17 protein-coding genes, 12 tRNA genes and 2 pseudogenes are annotated in these 19527 nt (G+C 58.0%); 26 read left to right on the top strand and 5 right to left on the bottom strand.

Annotated features, from left to right (window positions below; all coding sequences use genetic code 11):
- Positions 1-473: 473 nt before the first annotated feature.
- The 23 genes and pseudogenes from WE862_RS00790 (at position 474) to WE862_RS00680 (ending at position 10423) form a co-directional block, all read left to right on the top strand.
- Positions 474-2030, top strand: a pseudogene (locus WE862_RS00790) (cytochrome ubiquinol oxidase subunit I).
- A gap of 11 nt (positions 2031-2041) precedes the next feature.
- Entirely contained in the window at positions 2042-3178 is a 1137-nt protein-coding gene (gene cydB / locus WE862_RS00785) for a cytochrome d ubiquinol oxidase subunit II (protein ID WP_041209183.1), read from the top strand.
- 14 nt (positions 3179-3192) lie between these two features.
- Positions 3193-3309, top strand: a complete 117-nt coding sequence (gene cydX / locus WE862_RS00780) for a cytochrome bd-I oxidase subunit CydX (protein WP_026456928.1) — start codon at positions 3193-3195, stop codon at positions 3307-3309.
- 52 nt (positions 3310-3361) lie between these two features.
- Positions 3362-3607 (top strand): cyd operon YbgE family protein, encoded by a 246-nt coding sequence (locus WE862_RS00775; protein ID WP_081849344.1) that lies wholly within the window; start codon positions 3362-3364, stop codon positions 3605-3607.
- Between the two features lie 105 nt (positions 3608-3712).
- Complete coding sequence (gene ybgC, locus WE862_RS00770) at positions 3713-4108, top strand: tol-pal system-associated acyl-CoA thioesterase (protein WP_033113515.1); 396 nt, start codon at positions 3713-3715, stop codon at positions 4106-4108.
- A gap of 12 nt (positions 4109-4120) precedes the next feature.
- Complete coding sequence (gene tolQ, locus WE862_RS00765) at positions 4121-4798, top strand: protein TolQ (protein WP_215803751.1); 678 nt, start codon at positions 4121-4123, stop codon at positions 4796-4798.
- On the top strand, positions 4798-5244 hold the full coding sequence (gene tolR, locus WE862_RS00760; RefSeq protein WP_033113513.1) for a protein TolR: 447 nt from the start codon (positions 4798-4800) through the stop codon (positions 5242-5244). Before tolQ ends, tolR begins: the two co-directional genes overlap by 1 nt.
- 5 nt (positions 5245-5249) lie before the next feature.
- Positions 5250-6374 carry a cell envelope integrity protein TolA gene (gene tolA, locus WE862_RS00755; protein WP_042032555.1) on the top strand — a complete coding sequence of 375 codons (1125 nt, stop codon included), beginning with the start codon at positions 5250-5252 and terminating at the stop codon, positions 6372-6374.
- Between the two features lie 3 nt (positions 6375-6377).
- Positions 6378-7703, top strand: coding sequence for a Tol-Pal system beta propeller repeat protein TolB (gene tolB, locus WE862_RS00750; RefSeq protein WP_041209179.1), 1326 nt, complete (start codon positions 6378-6380; stop codon positions 7701-7703).
- A 49-nt stretch (positions 7704-7752) separates the two neighbouring features.
- The gene (pal, locus tag WE862_RS00745; protein WP_033113510.1) at positions 7753-8277 is read left to right on the top strand and encodes a peptidoglycan-associated lipoprotein Pal; all 525 of its coding nucleotides are present in this window, start codon (positions 7753-7755) and stop codon (positions 8275-8277) included.
- A gap of 12 nt (positions 8278-8289) precedes the next feature.
- On the top strand, positions 8290-9099 hold the full coding sequence (ybgF, locus tag WE862_RS00740; RefSeq protein WP_042032553.1) for a tol-pal system protein YbgF: 810 nt from the start codon (positions 8290-8292) through the stop codon (positions 9097-9099).
- A gap of 174 nt (positions 9100-9273) precedes the next feature.
- Positions 9274-9349: transfer RNA gene (locus WE862_RS00735), tRNA-Lys, on the top strand.
- A gap of 31 nt (positions 9350-9380) precedes the next feature.
- Positions 9381-9456 (top strand) — tRNA-Val (locus tag WE862_RS00730).
- A gap of 22 nt (positions 9457-9478) precedes the next feature.
- Positions 9479-9554, top strand: a tRNA-Lys gene (locus tag WE862_RS00725).
- A 17-nt stretch (positions 9555-9571) separates the two neighbouring features.
- A tRNA-Val gene (locus WE862_RS00720) sits at positions 9572-9647 on the top strand.
- Between the two features lie 35 nt (positions 9648-9682).
- Positions 9683-9758 (top strand) — tRNA-Lys (locus tag WE862_RS00715).
- 17 nt (positions 9759-9775) lie between these two features.
- Positions 9776-9851 (top strand) — tRNA-Val (locus tag WE862_RS00710).
- Between the two features lie 22 nt (positions 9852-9873).
- A tRNA-Lys gene (locus WE862_RS00705) sits at positions 9874-9949 on the top strand.
- Between the two features lie 17 nt (positions 9950-9966).
- Positions 9967-10042, top strand: a tRNA-Val gene (locus WE862_RS00700).
- A 23-nt stretch (positions 10043-10065) separates the two neighbouring features.
- Positions 10066-10141 (top strand) — tRNA-Lys (locus WE862_RS00695).
- 16 nt (positions 10142-10157) lie between these two features.
- Positions 10158-10233, top strand: a tRNA-Val gene (locus tag WE862_RS00690).
- A gap of 22 nt (positions 10234-10255) precedes the next feature.
- Positions 10256-10331: transfer RNA gene (locus WE862_RS00685), tRNA-Lys, on the top strand.
- Positions 10332-10347: 16 nt separating this feature from the next.
- Positions 10348-10423: transfer RNA gene (locus WE862_RS00680), tRNA-Val, on the top strand.
- A gap of 274 nt (positions 10424-10697) precedes the next feature.
- On the opposite strand, the gene WE862_RS00675 is transcribed toward WE862_RS00680, so the two are convergent.
- The gene (locus WE862_RS00675) at positions 10698-12011 is read right to left on the bottom strand and encodes a sodium-dependent transporter (protein WP_042030779.1); all 1314 of its coding nucleotides are present in this window, start codon (positions 12009-12011) and stop codon (positions 10698-10700) included.
- 416 nt (positions 12012-12427) lie between these two features.
- On the opposite strand from WE862_RS00675, the gene WE862_RS00670 reads away from it, so the two are divergent.
- On the top strand, positions 12428-13147 hold the full coding sequence (locus WE862_RS00670) for a substrate-binding periplasmic protein (RefSeq protein ID WP_042030777.1): 720 nt from the start codon (positions 12428-12430) through the stop codon (positions 13145-13147).
- A 3-nt stretch (positions 13148-13150) separates the two neighbouring features.
- Here WE862_RS00670 and WE862_RS00665 read toward each other — a convergent pair.
- A pseudogene (locus WE862_RS00665) lies at positions 13151-14465 on the bottom strand (sodium-dependent transporter).
- A gap of 211 nt (positions 14466-14676) precedes the next feature.
- A complete protein-coding gene (locus tag WE862_RS00660; RefSeq protein ID WP_042030776.1) occupies positions 14677-15516 on the bottom strand; it encodes an isopenicillin N synthase family dioxygenase in 840 nt (279 codons plus the stop codon).
- A gap of 207 nt (positions 15517-15723) precedes the next feature.
- Between WE862_RS00660 and WE862_RS00655 the strand changes: the two genes are divergently transcribed.
- A complete protein-coding gene (locus WE862_RS00655; RefSeq protein ID WP_042030775.1) occupies positions 15724-16287 on the top strand; it encodes a DUF2799 domain-containing protein in 564 nt (187 codons plus the stop codon).
- 51 nt (positions 16288-16338) lie between these two features.
- On the opposite strand, the gene WE862_RS00650 is transcribed toward WE862_RS00655, so the two are convergent.
- Entirely contained in the window at positions 16339-17157 is an 819-nt protein-coding gene (locus WE862_RS00650; protein ID WP_198493466.1) for a Cof-type HAD-IIB family hydrolase, read from the bottom strand.
- A 109-nt stretch (positions 17158-17266) separates the two neighbouring features.
- Positions 17267-18496, bottom strand: coding sequence for an MFS transporter (locus WE862_RS00645; protein WP_198493467.1), 1230 nt, complete (start codon positions 18494-18496; stop codon positions 17267-17269).
- A gap of 106 nt (positions 18497-18602) precedes the next feature.
- Between WE862_RS00645 and WE862_RS00640 the strand changes: the two genes are divergently transcribed.
- Positions 18603-19226, top strand: coding sequence for a helix-turn-helix transcriptional regulator (locus tag WE862_RS00640; protein WP_041210258.1), 624 nt, complete (start codon positions 18603-18605; stop codon positions 19224-19226).
- The last annotated feature ends 301 nt before the right edge of the window (positions 19227-19527 follow it).

Below are 19527 nucleotides of genomic sequence, written 5' to 3'. Positions count from 1 at the left end.
TATTAAATTGTGTTTTTCAGAGCCGGAGTCAGTTGCGAATAACATAAGAAAAAGAGGCTTGGCTCCATTTTTAAAATTAAATGAAGGCATTGTCGGTTAAATAATTAAATTGATTTAAATCAATAAATTACTGTTTTTGTTATTCTGTGATCTGACTCATGTCATCAGACGTTAAATAGTTTAAAAATGCCTTTTGCAGCCATCTTTGGCGGGTGCTTTTACATTGATTTCAATCAAATAAAGGTGATATAAAACCACAGTCATCATGGGCGAGAATAAATTCCAGCTGGTTGTTTTATAAATGTTAAACATTAGCTTTCTTTGTTCTCAGTTATTGCCTTGTTGTTAATGCTGGTTGTTAGTAATGGGGTTTTGTTGTGAGTGCTCATGGCGGGACCCATTTGATGGCCATCAACGGAAGCTTTGTGCTTAAAACTTAAAATAGCCGTGCCAATAATCGGTGAGGAAACATCATGATTGCTGAGCATGTGGTCGACCTATCGCGGTTCCAGTTCGCTGCGACGGCCCTTTATCACTTCTTGTTTGTCCCCCTGACGCTGGGAATGACCTTCATTCTCGCGATCATGGAATCTGTCTATGTTATGACCAACAACCCCATCTACAAGGACATGACCAAGTTCTGGGGTAAGTTGTTCGCCATTAACTTCGCCCTCGGGGTAACGACCGGTTTGACCATGGAGTTCCAGTTCGGAACCAACTGGGCTTACTACTCCCACTATGTTGGCGACATCTTCGGGGCCCCACTGGCTATCGAAGGTCTGATGGCTTTCTTCCTTGAATCTACTTTCGTCGGCATGTTCTTCTTCGGTTGGGATCGCCTGAGCAAGCATCAACACCTGGTTGCGACCTGGTTGATGGCGCTGGGTACCAACCTATCTGCCCTCTGGATCCTGGTTGCCAACGGCTGGATGCAGAACCCGGTTGGTGCCGAGTTCAACTTCGAATCCATGCGGATGGAGATGGTGAGCTTCGCAGACCTGGTCTTCAACCCGGTTGCTCAGGTCAAGTTCGTCCACACCGTGGCGGCTGGCTATACCTGTGGCGCCATGTTCGTTCTGGGCATCTCCTCCTACTACCTGCTGAAGAATCGTGATGTGGCCTTTGCCCGTCGCTCTTTCGCCATCGCTGCCGCTTTCGGTATGGCTTCCATCCTCTCCGTACTGGTGCTGGGTGACGAGTCCGGTTACGAGACCGGTGAAGTGCAGAAGGTGAAACTGGCTGCCATCGAAGCCGAGTGGGAGACTGAGCCTGCTCCGGCTGCCTTTACCCTGTTCGGTATTCCGAATCAGGAAGAGATGCGCACCGACTACGCCATCAAGATCCCCTATGCCATGGGCATCATCGCGACTCGTTCCCTTGATACTCAGGTCACCGGTCTCAAGGATCTGAAGAGCGAGCACGAACTGCGCGTGCGTAACGGTATGACCGCTTACGATCTGCTGACCAAGCTGCAGTCTGGTGACAAGTCTGACGAAACCCGCGCTCGCTTCGATGAAGTGAAGCAGGATCTGGGTTACGGTCTGCTGCTCAAGCGCTACACCAGCAATGTGACCGACGCTACCGACGAGCAGATCAAGGCCGCCGTGGATGACTCCATCCCGCAGGTACTGCCGCTGTTCTTCGCTTTCCGCATCATGGTTGCCGTCGGCATGCTGATGCTGGTGCTGATCGGTATGGCCTTCTATGACAGTGCCCGTCACCAGATCGGCCAGCGCAAGTGGCTGCTCAAGGGCTTGCTGTGGGGTATTCCGCTGCCGTGGATCGCTATCGAAGCTGGCTGGTTCGTTGCCGAATATGGTCGTCAGCCCTGAACCATTGCCGAAGTGCTGCCGACCTCGGTCTCCGCTTCCAATGTGCCTGCCGCTGAAATCTGGTTCTCTCTGATCGGTATCTGCCTGTTCTACACAGTGCTGCTGGTGATCGAGATGTACCTGATGTTCAAGTTTGCCCGTCTCGGCCCAAGCAGCCTGAAGACCGGCAAGTATCACTTTGAACAGCTCAAGGCATAAGGAGAGTGACCATGTTTGATTACGAAACTCTGCGTGTCATCTGGTGGGTACTGGTCGGCGTACTGCTGATTGGCTTCGCCATCACTGACGGCTTCGACATGGGGGTGGGCGCACTGCTCCCCTTCGTCGGCAAGAAAGATATCGAGCGTCGCGTCATGATCAACTCCATTGCCCCCCACTGGGACGGCAACCAGGTGTGGCTGATCACTGCGGGTGGTGCTCTGTTCGCTGCCTGGCCGCTGGTTTACGCAACTGCGTTCTCCGGCTTCTATGTGGCGATGATCCTGACCCTGATGGCGCTCTTCTTCCGTCCGGTCGGTTTTGACTACCGTTCCAAGCTGGAGAGCCCGAGATGGCGCAACAACTGGGACTGGTGCCTGTTTATCGGTGGTGCGGTTCCGCCCATCGTGTTCGGCGTCGCGTTCGGTAACCTGCTGCAGGGCGTGCCGTTCGAATTCAACCAGTTCCTGATGTCCACCTATCACGGCAACTTCTTCGGCCTGCTCAACCCGTTCGGCCTGCTGGCCGGTATCGTCAGCCTCAGCATGTTCCTGGCTCAGGGCGCGACCTGGCTGATGATGAAGACCGAAGGCGAAGTGCTGGCTCGCTCCCGTACCGCCGCCATCGGCAGCTCGCTGCTGCTGCTGGTGCTGTTCGCGGTGGCTGGCTGGTGGGTTAGCGGCATGGAAGGCTATGTCATCGTCAAGGCTGCGGCCAACGATGCGGTCTCCAATCCGCTGGGCAAGGAAGTTGTGCTGCAGGCTGGCGCCTGGATGAACAACTACAGCCTCTACCCGTGGATGATTGCCGCGCCGGTACTGGGTCTCTCCATGAGCCTGCTGACTGCGCTGTTCGCCATGCTGAACAAAGGTTGGGTAGCGTTCACTACCTCCTCCCTGGCGATGGCTGGCGTGATCCTGACTGCCGGTTTCTCCATGTTCCCGTTCGTGATGCCCTCAAGCCTTGAGCCGTCACAGAGCCTGACCATGTGGGATACCACTGCCTCTTTCAACACCCTGCAGGTGATGACAGTGGCCGCAGCTATCTTCGTACCGATTGTGCTGGGTTACACCATCTGGACCTACATCAAGATGTTTGGCCGGGTGACCAACAAGCACATCGAAGATAACCAACATTCGGCCTACTAAGAGGAGCCCTGATAATGTGGTATTTCACCTGGATCTTGGGTCTGCTGCTGGCCTGTGCATTTGGCATCATCAATGCGCTGTGGTTGGAACATACCGAGAACATGGATCGTCAGATCGATGAGGATAAGTGATCGACTGGCTAGGCTGGCTGCTCCACTGGAGCGCCAGCCATGGCAAGGGTTGATGTTGCTCGCGGCGGCCTTGTTGGCCGTCGCTATTTTGCAGGCCCCCAATCTGATAGCAGCCAACACCAGCAGCCACGGCCACTGGTTGTCGTTCTGGCTGATGTGGGCAGTCTGCTGCGGCATCCTGAACGGACTCGGCTTTCATCTGAAAAGCGTGTTCGGGCGGATCCTGTTTAACCCTTGGCTCGCCTGGCCCAGTTTGTTGTATGGCCTTTGGCTGACACATTCATATTTCCTCTCATAAAAAACAGGGGGAGGCAGGATTTCCCTGCTTCCCCCTGCTTCTTTCCTATTCAGCCCTGCGCTATGATAGCCCCCCATCTGACTGTCGAATGGATCACAGATTGTTATGGGGGAAGTCCATGAGTTTCCGGTGCGTGTCTATTACGAGGACACCGACGCCGGGGGCATCGTCTACAACGCCAATTATCTCAAGTTTATGGAACGTGCTCGCACCGAGTTCCTTCGTGCCAAAGGGGTCGAACAGGACGTCTTGCTGCAGGAGGGATATGCCTTCGTCGTGAGTCGAACAGAGATCGATTTCCGCTCGGCGGCCCGTTTTAATGAACTTTTGAATGTGTTAACGCAAGTGACTGAAGTGAAACGCGCATCCATGCGTTTTTCACAGCAGATCCTGGCGGCTGATGGGCGACTGGTCACCCAGGCCATGGTACAGATAGCCTGTGTCAGTCATCCGCAAATGAAACCTGTTGCAATACCTGTAAATGTGAAGGGAGTGCTGTAAGTGCACGCTGAAATTTCGTTTATTGGCCTGTTTTGGCAAGCCAGCCTGTTGGTAAAACTGGTCATGATGACCCTGATGAGCATGTCGATTGTCTCCTGGGCGCTGATTATCCAGCGCTCCAAGGCGATCAAGGCTGCCAATATCGCATCTGAGCAGTTTGAAGATCGCTTCTGGTCCGGGGTTGATCTCAATCGCCTCTATCAGGAGTCCTCTTCCCGCCGCGATGACATCGAAGGCATGGAAGATATCTTCTACTCCGGTTTCAAGGAGTATGCCCGCTTGCTGAAGGCCGGTGCCCGCGGTCAGGATGCGGTGATGGACGGTACCTACCGTGCCATGCGCGTCTCCCTCTCCCGTGCGGTGGACGATCTCGAATCCAACCTGCCCATCCTGGCGACCATCGGCTCCATCAGTCCCTATATCGGCCTGTTTGGTACCGTATGGGGGATCATGAACGCCTTTATCGCCCTGGGTCAGGTGCAACAGGCGACCCTGCAGATGGTAGCCCCCGGTATCGCGGAAGCGCTGATCGCCACCGCCATGGGTCTGTTTGCCGCCATCCCGGCCGTTATCTTCTACAACCGCTTCTCCAACAAGGTGGAAAAGCTGGAGAACGCCTATGCCAACTTCATGGACGAGTTCACTACCATTCTGAACCGTCAAATTGCACAGCAGCAGGGTGATCAGTAATGCAAACCTATCAGCGGATCCGGCGCAAGAAGGTGGCCGAGATCAACGTGGTTCCCTATATCGACGTCATGCTGGTGCTGCTTATCATCTTCATGGCGGTAACGCCGGTGATCACCCAGGGGGTCAAGGTTGACCTGCCGCAGGCGGAATCCGAGCAGTTGCCGGAAGATGCCAAGCCGCCCTTCATCGTCAGCGTCAACACCGATGGCGAGTATGTCATCAAGGCTGGCGAAGCCGAGGATGAGCCGGTACCCAGCGGCACGCCCGAAGCGATGCAGCAGTACATCACCGAGAAAGCCATGGGCTATCTGGCCATCAACCAGAACGCACCCGTGGTGGTGGCCGGTGACAAGTCGGTGCGCTACGAAGAGGTGATCCTGTTGATGGTGGCTCTCAAGAAAGCCGGTGTGCCTCAGGTGGGCCTGATGACTGATCCGGTGAATTGACGGAGATGGATGTGAAGCGTGGTATTTCCGGTTATCTCATCGCATCGTTTCTGCTGCACCTGATCATCGGCATCATCCTGTTTGTCGGTCTCGACTTCAGCAAGCCGAAGCGGCCCGAGTCGCAGGGAGTCATCCAAGCTGTCATGCTCGATGAAAACTTCCTCAACGAACAGGCCAAGCAGATCCAGCAGCAGAAATCTCAGCCCAAGCCTCAGAAGGTAGAGAAAGAGAAGGATAAGGAAGACACGGATCTCGCCAAGCGCGAGCTGGCCGAGCAGCAGGAGCGCCTGCGTATTGCCGAGACCAAGCGCAAGCAGGCCGAAGAGGCGACCCGCAAGGCAGAAGCCGAAAAGCAGAAGAAAGAGGCTGAGCAGAAGCAGGCGGAAGAGAAGGCCCAGAAAGCCGAGGAAGCCCGCAAGCTGGAAGAGCAAAAAGCCAAGAAGGCAGAGGCCGAGAAGAAAGCGGCGGAAGATGCCAAGGCGCTCGCGCTGAAGAAAAAGAAAGAGCTCGAGAAAAAACAGGCGGAAGAGAAAGCCAAGGCTGAAGAGGCCAAGGCCAAGAAAGCGGAAGCCGAGAAGAAGGCCAAAGCCGAAGCTGAGAAAAAAGCGAAGGCAGAAGCTGAGAAGAAAGCCAAAGCCGAGGCCGAGAAGAAGGCCAAGGAAGAGGCTGATAAAAAGGCAAAAGCTGACGCAGAGAAAAAAGCCAAAGCCGAAGCCGAGAAGAAGGCCAAGGCGGATGCCGAGCGCAAGCGCAAGGCAGAAGAGGCCAAGCTGCAGAAAGAGATGGAAGCCATGATGGAGCAGCAGATGGCGGCTGAAGCCAATGCGCGCAGTCAGGCTGCATCGGCGGCAGCCAAGGGTGAAGTCGACAAATATGCGGCACTCATCAAGGCCACTGTTGAGCGTTATATGATTTTGGATCCCACCATGCGGGGCAAAACATGTACTATCGGCGTACGTCTTGCGAGCAGTGGCTTTGTCATTTCGGTGGATAACGGCCAGGGTGACCCGGCGGTATGTCGTTCCGGTAAAGCGGCCGTATTGAAGGCCAACCAGCTGCCGGTGCCGAAGGATCCTGCGGCATTCGAGATGTTGAAGGAATTTAACCTCAAATTGGAACCGAGTATTTAAGCCATGATCAGAAAAGTGTTTTTTGCTTTGGTTGGTTGTTTGCTGCTGGGCCAGAGTGCCCATGCGGCTCTGGATATCGTCATCACTGGCGGTATTGACAGCGCCCGTCCCGTCGCCGTTGCCCCCTTCAAGTGGGAAGGCAACGGCCAGCTGCCGCAGGATATCGCGGAAGTGGTCTCCAACGACCTGATGCGCAGCGGCAAGTTCAAGCCGCTGGCGCGCAGCCAGATGCCGCAGACCCCGAGCAGCAGCAGCGAAATCAACTTCGCACCCTGGGCTGCCCAGGGGGTCGAGGCTGTGGTGGTAGGCTCCATCGCCGCCGTGGGTGACGGCACCTACAAGATCAACTTCGAGCTGGTCGATGTGCTCAAGGGCCAGTTGGCCAAGGCGCAGGGTGGCGAGAGCAACGGTTACATCCTGGATAGCCGCATGGCGACCATCCCGGGTGCCCAGATGCGTCAGTTCGCCCACCGCATCTCCGACATCGTCTATGAGCGTCTGACTGGCGAGCGTGGCGCCTTCCTGACTCGTCTGGCTTACGTTTCCGTACAGCAGGGGACCCAGTTCCCGTATCAGCTGCGGATCTCCGACTACGACGGTTACAACGAGAAGACCCTGCTGCGCTCCCGCGAGCCGCTGATGTCCCCGGCCTGGTCGCCGGATGGCAGCAAGCTGGCCTACGTGAGCTTCGAGAACCAGAAATCCGAGATTTACGTGCAGGATATCTACACCCAGCAGCGCAGCCTGATCACCAGCTTCCGCGGTATCAACGGTGCGCCGGAGTGGTCTCCGGATGGTCGTCGTCTGGCTATCGTTCTCTCCAAGGACGGGTCACCTAACCTCTATGTTGTTGATGTCGCTAGCAAGCAGTTGACCAGGGTCACCACCAGCCGGGTAATCGACACCGAACCCTCCTGGATGCCGGACGGGCAAAATTTGCTGTTCACCTCTGAACGTGGTGGCAAACCCCAGATTTATAGCGTAAATTTGGCGACTGGCATGACTCGCCGGATGACCTGGGAAGGTGAATCCAATCAGGGCGCATCCATCACACCTGATGGCAAGATCATGGTGATGGTGACCCGGGTTCAAGGGCAATACCGTATTGCCCGTCAGGATATGGACACCAATGCCCAGTTGGTCCTGACTCAGAGTGCACTGGACGAGTCCCCAAGTGTGGCTCCCAATGGCAGCATGATCATTTATGCCACCATCTATCAGGGTCGTAAGAGTCTTGCGTTGGTGTCGACTGATGGTCGCTTCAAGGCTGTGCTTCCGACCAGTAGCGGTGAAATTCGTGCACCAGCTTGGTCGCCCTTCTTGAATTGATAAAAATCCAATTGTTTTTTGTTTTGTTATAAAGGTTTAAGGAAATAGCATGCAACTCAATAAACTGCTCAAGGGTTTGGCCATCGCACTGCCACTGTTCACCCTGGCTGCTTGTAGCTCCTCTTCTGATTCAGGCTCTGCTGGTGCCGAATCAGGTATGACCGACGGCATGGGCGGTGTACAAACCGGTGGCGCCAACGGCATGTTGTCCCCGGAAGAGCAGATGCGTCAGAAGTTCGAAGCGCTGCAGCGCGACAACGTCATCTACTTCCCGTTTGACGGCTACGAAATCCAGGGTCAGTACGCTGATCTGCTGGATGCCCATGCCAGCTACCTGCGCGAGCGTCCGAGCGTGAAAGTACTGATCGAAGGCCACGCCGATGAGCGCGGTACTCCGGAGTACAACATCGCTCTGGGTGAGCGTCGTGCCAAGGCTGTTGCCAAGTATCTGCAAACCCTGGGTGTGCAGGCCGAGCAGCTCTCCATCGTCAGCTATGGCGAAGAGAAGCCGCTGGATCTGTCCCACACCGAGGAAGCCTTTGCCAAAAACCGCCGTGCGGTTCTGGTTTACTAAGGTTCTATACGGATGAATTTTGTGTATAAGCAAGCGGCCATTTCGATGGCCGTTTTATTTGCAGTCTCTGCCCACGCCGCGGCTCCGGTCAGCGATTTGGGGGGGGATTCCGGCGGCGTTGTCCTGAGTGGCAATAACGGCGCCATCGTGCCCACCGGTAGCCTCGAAGATCGGGTTGCCCTGCTGGAGCGCACCCTGAACGCCCGTCTGCGCTTGCAAGCCGACTTGCAGCAGCAGGTCGACTCCCTGCAAGGGGAGGTCTCCGAGCTGCGTGGTCAGCTGGAGCAGCAGACCTACCAGATGGAGCAGTCGCAAGAGCGTCAGCGTCAGCTCTACCAGGAGCTGGACAAGGTGAGCAGCCAGCAGCAGGCCGCTGCTCCGGCCGCCGCCGCACCAGCTGCAGCCACCGCTGCCAATCCGGCCCCGGCCGTCAACTACTCGACCAATCAGGACGAGAATCAGGCCTACGACGCTGCCGTGAACATGGTGCTCAAAGAGAAGAACTACGACAAAGCCATTCCGGCTTTCCAGGGCTTCATCAAGCAGTACCCCAGTTCAAGCTATGTCCCCAATGCACACTACTGGCTGGGCCAGCTGCTGTTCAACAAGGGTGACCGAGCCGGTGCTGCTGCCCAGTTCTCTACCGTCGCCAACAAGTACAGCAAGTCGCCCAAGCGCGCCGATGCACTGCTGAAGCTGGGGATGCTGTCACAGCTGGATGGCAAGAAGGCCGAGGCGAAAGCGTTCTACGAGCAGGTGATCAAGGGTTACCCCAACACCTCTCCGGCACAGCTGGCGAAGCAGAGCCTGAGCAAGCTGTAACATTGCCGTATGTCACTGTTTTCGTAACGGTACTGTAAAAACAGCCTGCATTTGTACGCACAGTGAGCAAACGGATTTAAATTACGAATTTTCTGTTGCACCGGAAATTTAAATCCGTAATATAGGCCGCCGTCAGAGCCGAAGCAGTAATGCAGTCGGTACTGGTCGTGGTGAGGGTCGTTAGCTCAGTCGGTAGAGCAGTTGACTTTTAATCAATTGGTCGCTGGTTCGAATCCAGCACGACCCACCATTTTCTCCACCAGGTGGAGACAGAATTCCCAGGTCGTTTAGCTCAGCTGGGAGAGCACCTCCCTTACAAGGAGGGGGTCACTGGTTCGATCCCAGTAACGACCACCAGTTTGTAAAAAATGATTTAGATGGGTCGTTAGCTCAGTCGGTAGAGCAGTTGACTTTTAATCAATTGGTCGCTGGTTCGAATCCAGCACGACCCACCATCATTTCAGAATTCCCAGGTCGTTTAGCTCAGCTGGGAGAGCACCTCCCTTACAAGGAGGGGGTCACTGGTTCGATCCCAGTAACGACCACCATATTTGTAGTAAAAAGTTTAAAAAATGATTCAGATGGGTCGTTAGCTCAGTCGGTAGAGCAGTTGACTTTTAATCAATTGGTCGCTGGTTCGAATCCAGCACGACCCACCATCATTTCAGAATTCCCAGGTCGTTTAGCTCAGCTGGGAGAGCACCTCCCTTACAAGGAGGGGGTCACTGGTTCGATCCCAGTAACGACCACCAGTTTATAAAAAATGATTTAGATGGGTCGTTAGCTCAGTCGGTAGAGCAGTTGACTTTTAATCAATTGGTCGCTGGTTCGAATCCAGCACGACCCACCATCATTTCAGAATTCCCAGGTCGTTTAGCTCAGCTGGGAGAGCACCTCCCTTACAAGGAGGGGGTCACTGGTTCGATCCCAGTAACGACCACCAGTTTGTAAAAAAATGATTTAGATGGGTCGTTAGCTCAGTCGGTAGAGCAGTTGACTTTTAATCAATTGGTCGCTGGTTCGAATCCAGCACGACCCACCATCATTTCAGAATCCCAGGTCGTTTAGCTCAGCTGGGAGAGCACCTCCCTTACAAGGAGGGGGTCACTGGTTCGATCCCAGTAACGACCACCAGTTTGTTAAAAATGATTTAGATGGGTCGTTAGCTCAGTCGGTAGAGCAGTTGACTTTTAATCAATTGGTCGCTGGTTCGAATCCAGCACGACCCACCATCATTTCAGAATCCCAGGTCGTTTAGCTCAGCTGGGAGAGCACCTCCCTTACAAGGAGGGGGTCACTGGTTCGATCCCAGTAACGACCACCATATTCGCAAGCGAGGCTGAGATATCAGCTGCGGTTGCAGAGAAAGTCCCCACTCAGATGGGGATTTTTTTTGCCTGAAATTCAGTGAGCAGCATTTTCTATTGCTCGATCTCTTAACCTATCCCGTCTGCTCCTGTCTTATCCAAGCGCCCTTTCCATTCCCGCTCTTGGTCTGTTGATGCCTGCTCATCTTATTGCCGCTCCTTGACTGTCGTTTCTGGTGAGCGGCAAGAAAAAGGGCAGGCCAGAGCCTGCCCTCATCGGGATGGTCGACGTTACATGATCCCGCGGATCAGGATCCCGCTGATCAGCAGCGGCGCCACCACGCGCCAGCACCAGAGCAGCGCAAGGCGCAAAGAGGGTGACAGGCTTGCAGGCAGAATGGCATCACCCAGTCGCCAGCCCAGCAGCAGGGTCAGTACCAGACCAAACAGCGGCATCATCAGGTTGGAGGTGAGGTAGTCGAGCAGCTCGAAGATGGTCTTGCCAAACAGGGTCAGATCGCTCCATGGGCCGAATGACAGGCTCACCGGAATGCCGGAAGCCATGATGAGCAGGGTCAACACCCGGCAGGCACCACGGCGTGACCAGCCCCACTCCTCGGTGGTGAAGCGCACCAGATGCTCCAGCATGGAGATGGAGGAGGAGAGCGCGGCGACCAGCAGCAGCAGGAAGAAGACCACCCCCAGCCCCTGACCGAACGGCAGATGGCTAAAGACGGCGGGCATGGTCATAAAGGTGAGCCCGGGCCCGGCAGTGGGGTCGATGCCGGTGGAGGCCAGCGCCGGGAAGATCATCAGCCCCGCCAGCACCGAGATCAGGCTGGCCAGGGTAACGACCCAGACGCCGGAGCGCACCACGCCGTCGCTATTGGGCAGGTAGGCACCATAGGTGGTATGTACACCGAGCCCGATGGAGAGGGAGAAGAAGGCCAGTCCCAGCGCATCCAGCACGCTCTGGCCGGTCAGCATGGAGAAGTCCGGCAGCAGCAGCTGGCGCACGCCCGCCATGGAGCCCGGCATGGAGAGGCCAACCCCCACCAGCAGCAACATCATGATGAACAGCGCTGGCATCATCCAGCGCAGTGCCCGCTCCACCCCTTTCTGAATGCCTCCCTGCACGAACCACCAGGTGAGCCCGGCAAAGATCAGATGGGTCAGCACCGGCCACCAGGGGTTGCTGACATAGCCATTGAACAGAGCGGTGAGGGCGCTTCCTTCGCTCAGGTTGAGCTTGCCTGCCATCGCCAATGCGGCATAACCCACGGTCCAGCCACCCACCACGCTGTAGAAGCTGTAGATAAAGAAGCCGCAGGCGATCCCCATATACCCCATCCAGCGCCAGTTCGGCCCCACCAGCTTGCGGAAGGCGCCGAGCACCCCGCGCTGGCTATGGCTGCCGAGCAGGGTCTCGCCGACCTGTACTGCTACCCCCAGGGTGAAGCTGAACAGCAGAAACACCAGCAGGAAGGCGCCGCCGCCATTGGTGGCGGTCACATAGGGAAACTTCCAGATGGCACCAAGGCCAATCGCTGTGCCTGCTGCGGCCAACACATGACCGAGACGGGAAGACCACTGAACCTGGCTCATACAACCTCCGGGTAACACGACATCGAAGCAATACTCCTCTGTAGCAATAAACGACAGACAACAAAAAGGCCGCCCGAGGCGACCTTTGCAATGAACATTCAGAAAACTGTGCGTGCAAGGTCACCTCTCTTGCGAGATAAAAAATCGACCAAACAGCACGAGGATGGCAGACATGGGTGACAGCCTGAATAGTGAATGAGGGGACAGCCTAAACCATGGAAAGAAAAATTGACACATAAAATAAATTTTTTTTGATGGCGATGGGCTGCATTCATGATTCACCGCAGAGGCGGGGCTGGTGTGCCCTATCTTTTATCCCTTTTCACCCGTTACTGGGCGATAATCCAGCTAGCTTCTTGTGGAACTTGCGGTCATCAGCTGACCCGGCAGTCGCCAAACATGAAACAGGATGTCGTATGAGATGGATGGTTTTGCCCTGGCTGTTGTTGAGTCTGAGCTTGTCGGCCCAGCCGGGATTAACGCTGCTAAGTCATGATCTACCCCCCTTTACCGAGTCCCGCGACGGCAAACTCGACGGTCTGGCCATTCGGCTGGTGCAGCAGGTGCAGCATGAGCTGGGTAGTGATTATCCCGTTCGGCTCTATCCGCTCAAGCGCGCGCTGGCGCTGACTCAGGTCGAGCCGGGTTACGCGCTCTTTGTGGTGCAGCGGATCCCGGAGCGGGAGGCGTTGTTCAAATGGGTGGGCCCGCTTTTTATCAACCGGGTCTTTATCTATCAGGCGCCGGGCAGTGCCCGGCCACTGACCGAACTGGCCCAGCTGCGTCAACTGCCTAGAGTGGGGGTGGTGCTTGGCAATGCGGATGATGTGCGGCTGACCCACGAGGGCTACACCAATCTGGTGCGCTACAAAACGGTGACAGAGGCCATCGAGCGGCTGATGCTGGGCAAGATTGATGCCTTGCCGATGGCGGAGAGAGTCATGGATGCCACCCTCGACAAGATGGGGTTATCCCGTCACAGCGTGGCCAGCAGTGGCGTGCTGCTCCATGAGGCTGGCCTCTACATCGCCTTCTCCAGAGCCACTGACGATGGTGAGATAGTCCGTTGGCAACGTGCCCTGGACAAGGTGAGAGCCATAGATGGGCGGGCCGGTGAGCCCACCCATCATCATTGATCCTCAGATAAGACCGCGAACCAGGATCCCGCCGATCAGCAGCGGAGCAATCCAGCGCCAGCAGTTCATCAGCAGGTGATGCCAGTGGGCAGAGAGCCCTTGCGGCAGCGCCTTGCGCCCCAGTTTCCAGCCCAGCAGCAGCGTCAGCATCAGGCCGAACAGCGGCATCATCAGGTTGGAGGTGATGAAGTCGAGCAGCTCGAAGATAGTTTTGCCAAACAGGGTGACATGTTGCAGCGGGCCAAACGACAGGCTGACCGGAATGCCGCACACCATGACGAACAGGGTGATGGCGCTGCAGGCGTTACGACGCGACCAGCCCCAGGTTTCGCACAGGAAGCACTGCAGGTGCTCCAGCAGCGAAATGGCGGAGGAGAGCGCGGCAAAGACCAGCAGGGAGAAGAAGATCACCGCCAGACCCTGACCGAAGGGCAACAGCTGGAACACCGCCGGCATGGTCATGAAGGTGAGGCCCGGGCCCGCAGCAGGATCGATACCGGTCGATGCCAGCACCGGGAAGATCATCAAGCCCGCCAGTACCGCCACCATGCTGGCCAGCAGCACCACCCAGAGGCTGGAGCGACCAACCCCTTCACTGGAGGGCAGGTAGGCGCCGTAGGTGGTATGAATACCCAGACCGATGGAGAGGGAGAAGAAGGCCAGTCCCATGGCGTCGAGCACGCCGGACATCCCCAGCTTGCTGAAGTCGGGCATCAGGAAGTGGCGTACCCCCGCCATGGCGTTGGGCAGGGTAAGGCCAAAAGCGACCAGCATCAGGATCATCACGAACAGGGCCGGCATCATCCAGCGCAGGGTGCGTTCCACCCCTTTCTGGATCCCGCCCTGCACCACCATCCAAGTGAGGGCGGCAAACAGCAGATGAGTGAGAATGGGCCAGACGTCGCCGCTGACATAGTCATTGAAGCGGGCGGTGAGGGCCGCCGCATCCCCATGATTGAGCTGGCCGGCAGCGGCCATGCCGGTATAACCCAGGGTCCAGCCGCCCACCACGCTGTAGAAGCAGAAGATCAGCAGGGTGCTCAGCACCCCCATGACGCCGACCCAGCTCCAGCGCTTGCCGAGCAGCTCGCCAAACGCACCCGCAACGCCGCGACGACTCATGCTGCCAAGCAGGGTCTCGCCCATCAGCACCGCAACCCCCAGGGTGAAGCTGAACAGCAGAAAGACCAGCAAAAAGGCACCACCGCCGTTGACGGCAGTGACGTAGGGAAACTTCCAGATTGCGCCGATACCGACGGCGGAGCCGGCGGCAGCGAGAATATAGCCGAGGCGGGACGAACCATTGGGACTGCATCATTTGAACTCCAATCGAGGGCCCATGGCTGGGCCAGAATGGCGCTCATATTACGGAAAGGGGTCCGCAATCACTACGCAGCTTGTCAGCCGTAAATACGATTTATTGGCACGATTGCCTAATAAAATTCGCTTATTTGCGCGATTGTGCCAACAAATAAAAACCGGAGCATTTTTGCTCCGGTTTTGGGGTGATGCCAGACTGGCAGGGCAGGTCAGATGACGCCCAGCTCGCGCAGCCGCTCCATCAGGTAGCTGTGGGCGGTATGACGCTCGGAGAGCACCACCTCGGGCCGCGGATGGAGGAACAGTGGCAGGGAGATGCGCGACTTGCTGGCGCTGCCGCCGGTCGGGTTGATGACGCGGTGGGTGGTGGAGGGGTAGTAGCCGCGGGAGGCTTCCTGCAGCATGTCACCGATATTGATGATGAGGGTGCCAAAGTCGCACGGCACATCCATCCACTCGCCGTCGGAACCCTTCACCTGCAGACCTGGCTCGTTGGCGGCGGGCAGAATGGTGAGCAGGTTGATATCCTCGTGGGCGGCGGCGCGGATGGCACCCGGCTCCTCGGTGCCGTTGAACGGCGGATAGTGCAGCACCCGCAGCAGGGTCTTCTGGCTATCGTCGATCATCGAGGAGAGGGGGCAGCTGTAGTTGGCGGCGATATCGGCCGGGGTATGCTGCTCAACCCAGCCCAGCAGCTCGGCGGCCAGACCGTTGGCCAGACGATAGTACTCCATCGCCTGCTCTTTCAGCTCTGCCGGCATCTGGCCCCAGGGGTAGATGTGGAAGTACTCCTTGATATCTTTCTGGCTATGGCCCTTGGCCACTTCGGAGACCGATGGCGGGAAGTAGCCATCCTGGGTTTCGCGGTTGAACAGAAAATCCTGTTTCTGCTCGCTCATGAAGAAGCGATACCAGTTGTCGTAGATGGATTGCACCAGCTCTTTCGGGATGGGGTGGTTGGTCAACACGCCAAAGCCGGTGGTACGCAGGGATTCGGTGAAGCGTTGGGCCGCATCGGGTGAGCGGTAATCGACGGTCAGGACTTTCATTGTTTTTGTTGCGCGCCAGTTAAAAGATGGCGCAGTTTACCCTGCAAGCCGTAACAAGGAAAGGGACGCGGCCTCCAGCGGCCGCCCCCTGCCTGATAGTGATAAAAACATCAGATAAAAGAGGCGGATAGTGACGAGAGTGGCTCCCTTGTCCTGCCTGCCCATCCTCACTAGAATGCCAGCCACTGTCTTTTCCGGAGTCTGTCCATGTCCTCGAAGATCCTGTTGCTCACCCTGCCACTGCTACTGGCCGGATGCAGCTCCCTGTCGGAAGATGAGTGCCGCACCATGAGCTGGTACAACCTTGGCTATCAGGATGGTGAGCAGGGCAAGACCCGCAATCAGGCGCGGGACTACGTCTCCACCTGCGGCGAGTATGGCCTCAAGGTGGACGAGGCGGAGTGGAAACGGGGTTACGACAAGGGGCTGGAGCTCTACTGCATTCCCGAGCTGGCCTACAGCAAGGGCAAGGAGGGGCAGGAGTATCGCGGTGTCTGTCCCAATGACGCCAGCTTCCTCAAGCAGTACCAGCGCGGCTATGAAGAGTACCAGCTGGCGACCCGGCTGCGGGAGATCAGCGACGAGCTGGAGCGCACCGAGCGGGATATCGACGATCTCGAGCGCAGCATCCGCAACGAGACCAACAGCGAGCAGCGCGACTACTACCGCGCCAAGCGCAATCGCGCCATTCGCCACTATGAATCCCTGCGCCGTGAATATGACCGGCTGCGCTATCCGGATCGGGTGATCCAGTTCTCCTTCGGCAATTAAGCCATCTCTTTTGGCCAGCCATCTCGGCTGGCCATCTTGCATCCTGTTCGCTCAGGGCAGCACCCAGCGCTGCAGCGCCAGCGCGATGCCATCCTCGTTGTGATCGGCAGTGATCTGATCGGCATGGTGCTGGATCTGCGGTGCCGCATTACCCATCGCTACCGCCAGCCCCACCTGCTCGAACATGCTGATGTCGTTGTTGTTGTCACCGAACGCCACCACCTGCTCCATCGCAATGCCCTCGCTGGCGGCCCACTGGGCCAGCCGGTTGCCCTTGCTGCAGCCGGGCTGCACCAGCTCCACCGCGTAGGGGGCAGCCCAGTCGCGGGTGAAGGGGATGAGATCGCGCTCTTCGTCCATAAAACGGTGCAGACGCGCCGGATCCTGATTGAACAACTCCAGCTTCCAGACCGGGTTGTCGAGCCAGCCTGCCAGCTCCTCGACCGGATGGATGGCGATCTTGAGGTGGTCCGGCTGATTGGCCGACCAGTGGCGGATGCGGGTGACATGCTCCTCGCAGCCGATGTAGCCGATCCCCTCGCTCAGGTGGAACAGGGCGCCCATCTGCTGCGCTTCGACTTGTGCCAGCAGGGCGTTGAGCGGGGAGCTGGCCAGCGGATCGCCGGCCAGAATGCGGTCTGTCGTCGGGTCGTAGAGACAGGCGCCGTTGCTGCAGATGATGGGGGTATCGAGCGCCAGCTCGTGGTGAAAGGGGCGCGCCGTCATGAAGTGGCGCCCGGTGACCAGCAGCACCTTGATGCCGTGGGCGCGGGCCTGCGCCAGTGCCGCCCGGGTGGCCGACGAGATCTTGTGATCCCGGGTCAGCAGGGTGCCATCCATATCGAGGGCGATGGCCTTGTACTCACTCATAACTCCTCCAGCATCGAACAAACCAGCAAGAGCCTTACCGTCCCAGACCCGGCGCCCCGATGCAAGTTTTGCCGCATGGCGGAGCGCCGAACTGTGATCTTTTGCCGGCTCAGGCGCAGCTGGCCAACTGCTGGCGGCGGTCGGCACGCTGGCGCAGCAGATAGAAACCGGCGGCGCTGGCAAGGGCGCACAGGGTGGCGAGGTAGAAGGGCCACTCGCTCCCTGCCAGCAGCACCAGACTGCCCAGCACCACCGCCAGGATCTCGCTGCCCACCGCGAGGGCGCGGTAGAGCCCCATCGCCTGTCCCTGCTGCTCGGCATGACTGCGGTTGGAGACCGCCACCGAGGTGGCCAGCTCCCCCAGACTCATGCCGATGCCGGCCGGAATGAAGGTGAGCGCCAGTCCCCACCAGTGGCTCGGCAGGATAAAGAGCAGCATGCCGGTCGCCATCACCAGATGGCCGACGATGCCGAGAGTGCTGCCGCGCCAGTGGCGGGCGATGCGGGAGCCGAGCCAGGAGCCCGCCATCATCGGCAGGCTCACCAGCACCGCCGCCTGCGCCAGCTGGGCCGGATCCCAGGCCAGCCGCTCTACCAGCCAGATATTGAAGTAGGTGAAGTAGAGCTGCACCGCGCCATAGCTGACCAGAGTGAGGGCGAAGTAGGGGAGCAGGGCCGGTTGCAGCAACAGCTGACGGCTGGAGAGAGTCGGGGCCAGCCGGGCGGCTGCCACCGGCGGGCGATGGGGCACCAGCCAGAGCACCAGCAGCAGGTTGAGCAGGGTCATCGCGACGGCCAGCCAGGCCGCCAGACTGTAATCCCCCGAGATCACCGCGGCGTAGCCCCCGATCACCGGCCCCACCACCCAGCCCAGATTCATGCCGATATTGATCCAGGCGAAGCTGCGCGCCTTGTGCTCCTTGCCGGCGAGATCCGCCGCCATCGCCTGCACGATGGCGATGTTGCCGTTGCACAGCCCCTCCACCACCCGGCTGAGCAGCAGCAGGGGGAGGGAGCGCCAGGCGATGCCGAGTGCCATCAGGGCATAGCCGGTCAGCACGCCCGCCAGCGAGAGCAGCAGCAGTGGCTTGCGGCCGTAGCGGTCGGAGAGCCGCCCGAGCCAGGGGCTGCCCACCAGCTGGAACAGGGGATAGAGCCCCATGATGACCCCCAGCCACACCTTGCGGCTCCAGTCGGAGGCTTCCGGCGTCAGCATCCCCTGCGCCGGATCCAGCAGCAAGGGGGCCAATACCGGGGAGGGGAGGCTGAAGCCGGCGACCGCCAGCGTGACCGTCATCACCAGCACCCAGAGGGGGTTTTTGTGCTGTTGTTTCGCCATGTTGCATCCATTAAGTAAAGTAATTTGTTTATTTATGCTGGGTGATAATCGGCATTAAGTAAAGCGAATTGTTGATTTAATAAAGGGGGCTCCCCATAATGGGGTCATGAACGCAAGCACCGACAAGATCCTGTTTCTGCTCAAGAGCCATGGCCCGCAGAGCGCCGCCGCGCTGGGGGAGCAGTTGCAGATGACCTCCATGGGCGCCCGCCAGCACCTGCTTGCACTGGAGCAGGAGGGGTGGGTCACATTCAGCGACGAGGCGCGCGGACGCGGTCGTCCCGTGCGGCTGTGGCAGCTCACCGAGCAGGCCTGGCAGCGCTTCCCCGATACCCATAGCGACCTGACCGTGCAGCTGATCGACAACGTGCGCGAGCTGTTTGGCGAGGAGGGGATGGAGCGGCTGATCCTGCAGCGGGAGCAGCAGATGCTGGCGCGCTATCAGCAGACGCTGGGCAACAAGGGGTTGTCCGGTCGGCTGGAGGCGCTCAGGGAGCTGCGCAGCCGCGAAGGCTATATGGCGGAGATCCGCCGTGAGGAGGATGGCAGCTGGCTGCTGTGGGAGAGTCACTGCCCCATCTGTGCGGCGGCGCGCAGCTGCCGCGGTTTTTGTCGCAGCGAGCTGGCGCTGTTTCGCCAGCTGCTGGCACCGGCGACGGTGGAGCGGGAGCAGTATCTGCTGGATGGCGCGCACCGCTGCCTCTATCGCATCACGCCGACCGCGCTCTGATAGCGCCGTTGGCAACCCTCCAAAAACAACAAAGCAGGCGCCGGGATGCCTGCTTTGTTGCCTTCGGGGGAGTGGATGCTCTCGTTCCAGCCCGTCGTTGCCCGATAAGGTGAGACGGCTGATGGGGCTCTTGACCCGGTAAGGTCACTTCGCCACAGAGACCCGGTCAGGTATCTGTCTTGCCACCGGAAGATGTAACCATAGTATCCCTCCCGTGCCAGTGAGTGGTTGCAAAGTAGCCACTTATTTCGGTTGTTTTTGCAATAGTTCACCCTTAACCTAGGAAAAGTGGATTAGTCAT

Origin of the sequence: Aeromonas jandaei (assembly GCF_037890695.1) — a bacterium.
Taxonomy (GTDB): Bacteria; Pseudomonadota; Gammaproteobacteria; order Enterobacterales; family Aeromonadaceae; genus Aeromonas; species Aeromonas jandaei.
This window is presented reverse-complemented; position numbering and strand designations above follow the sequence as displayed.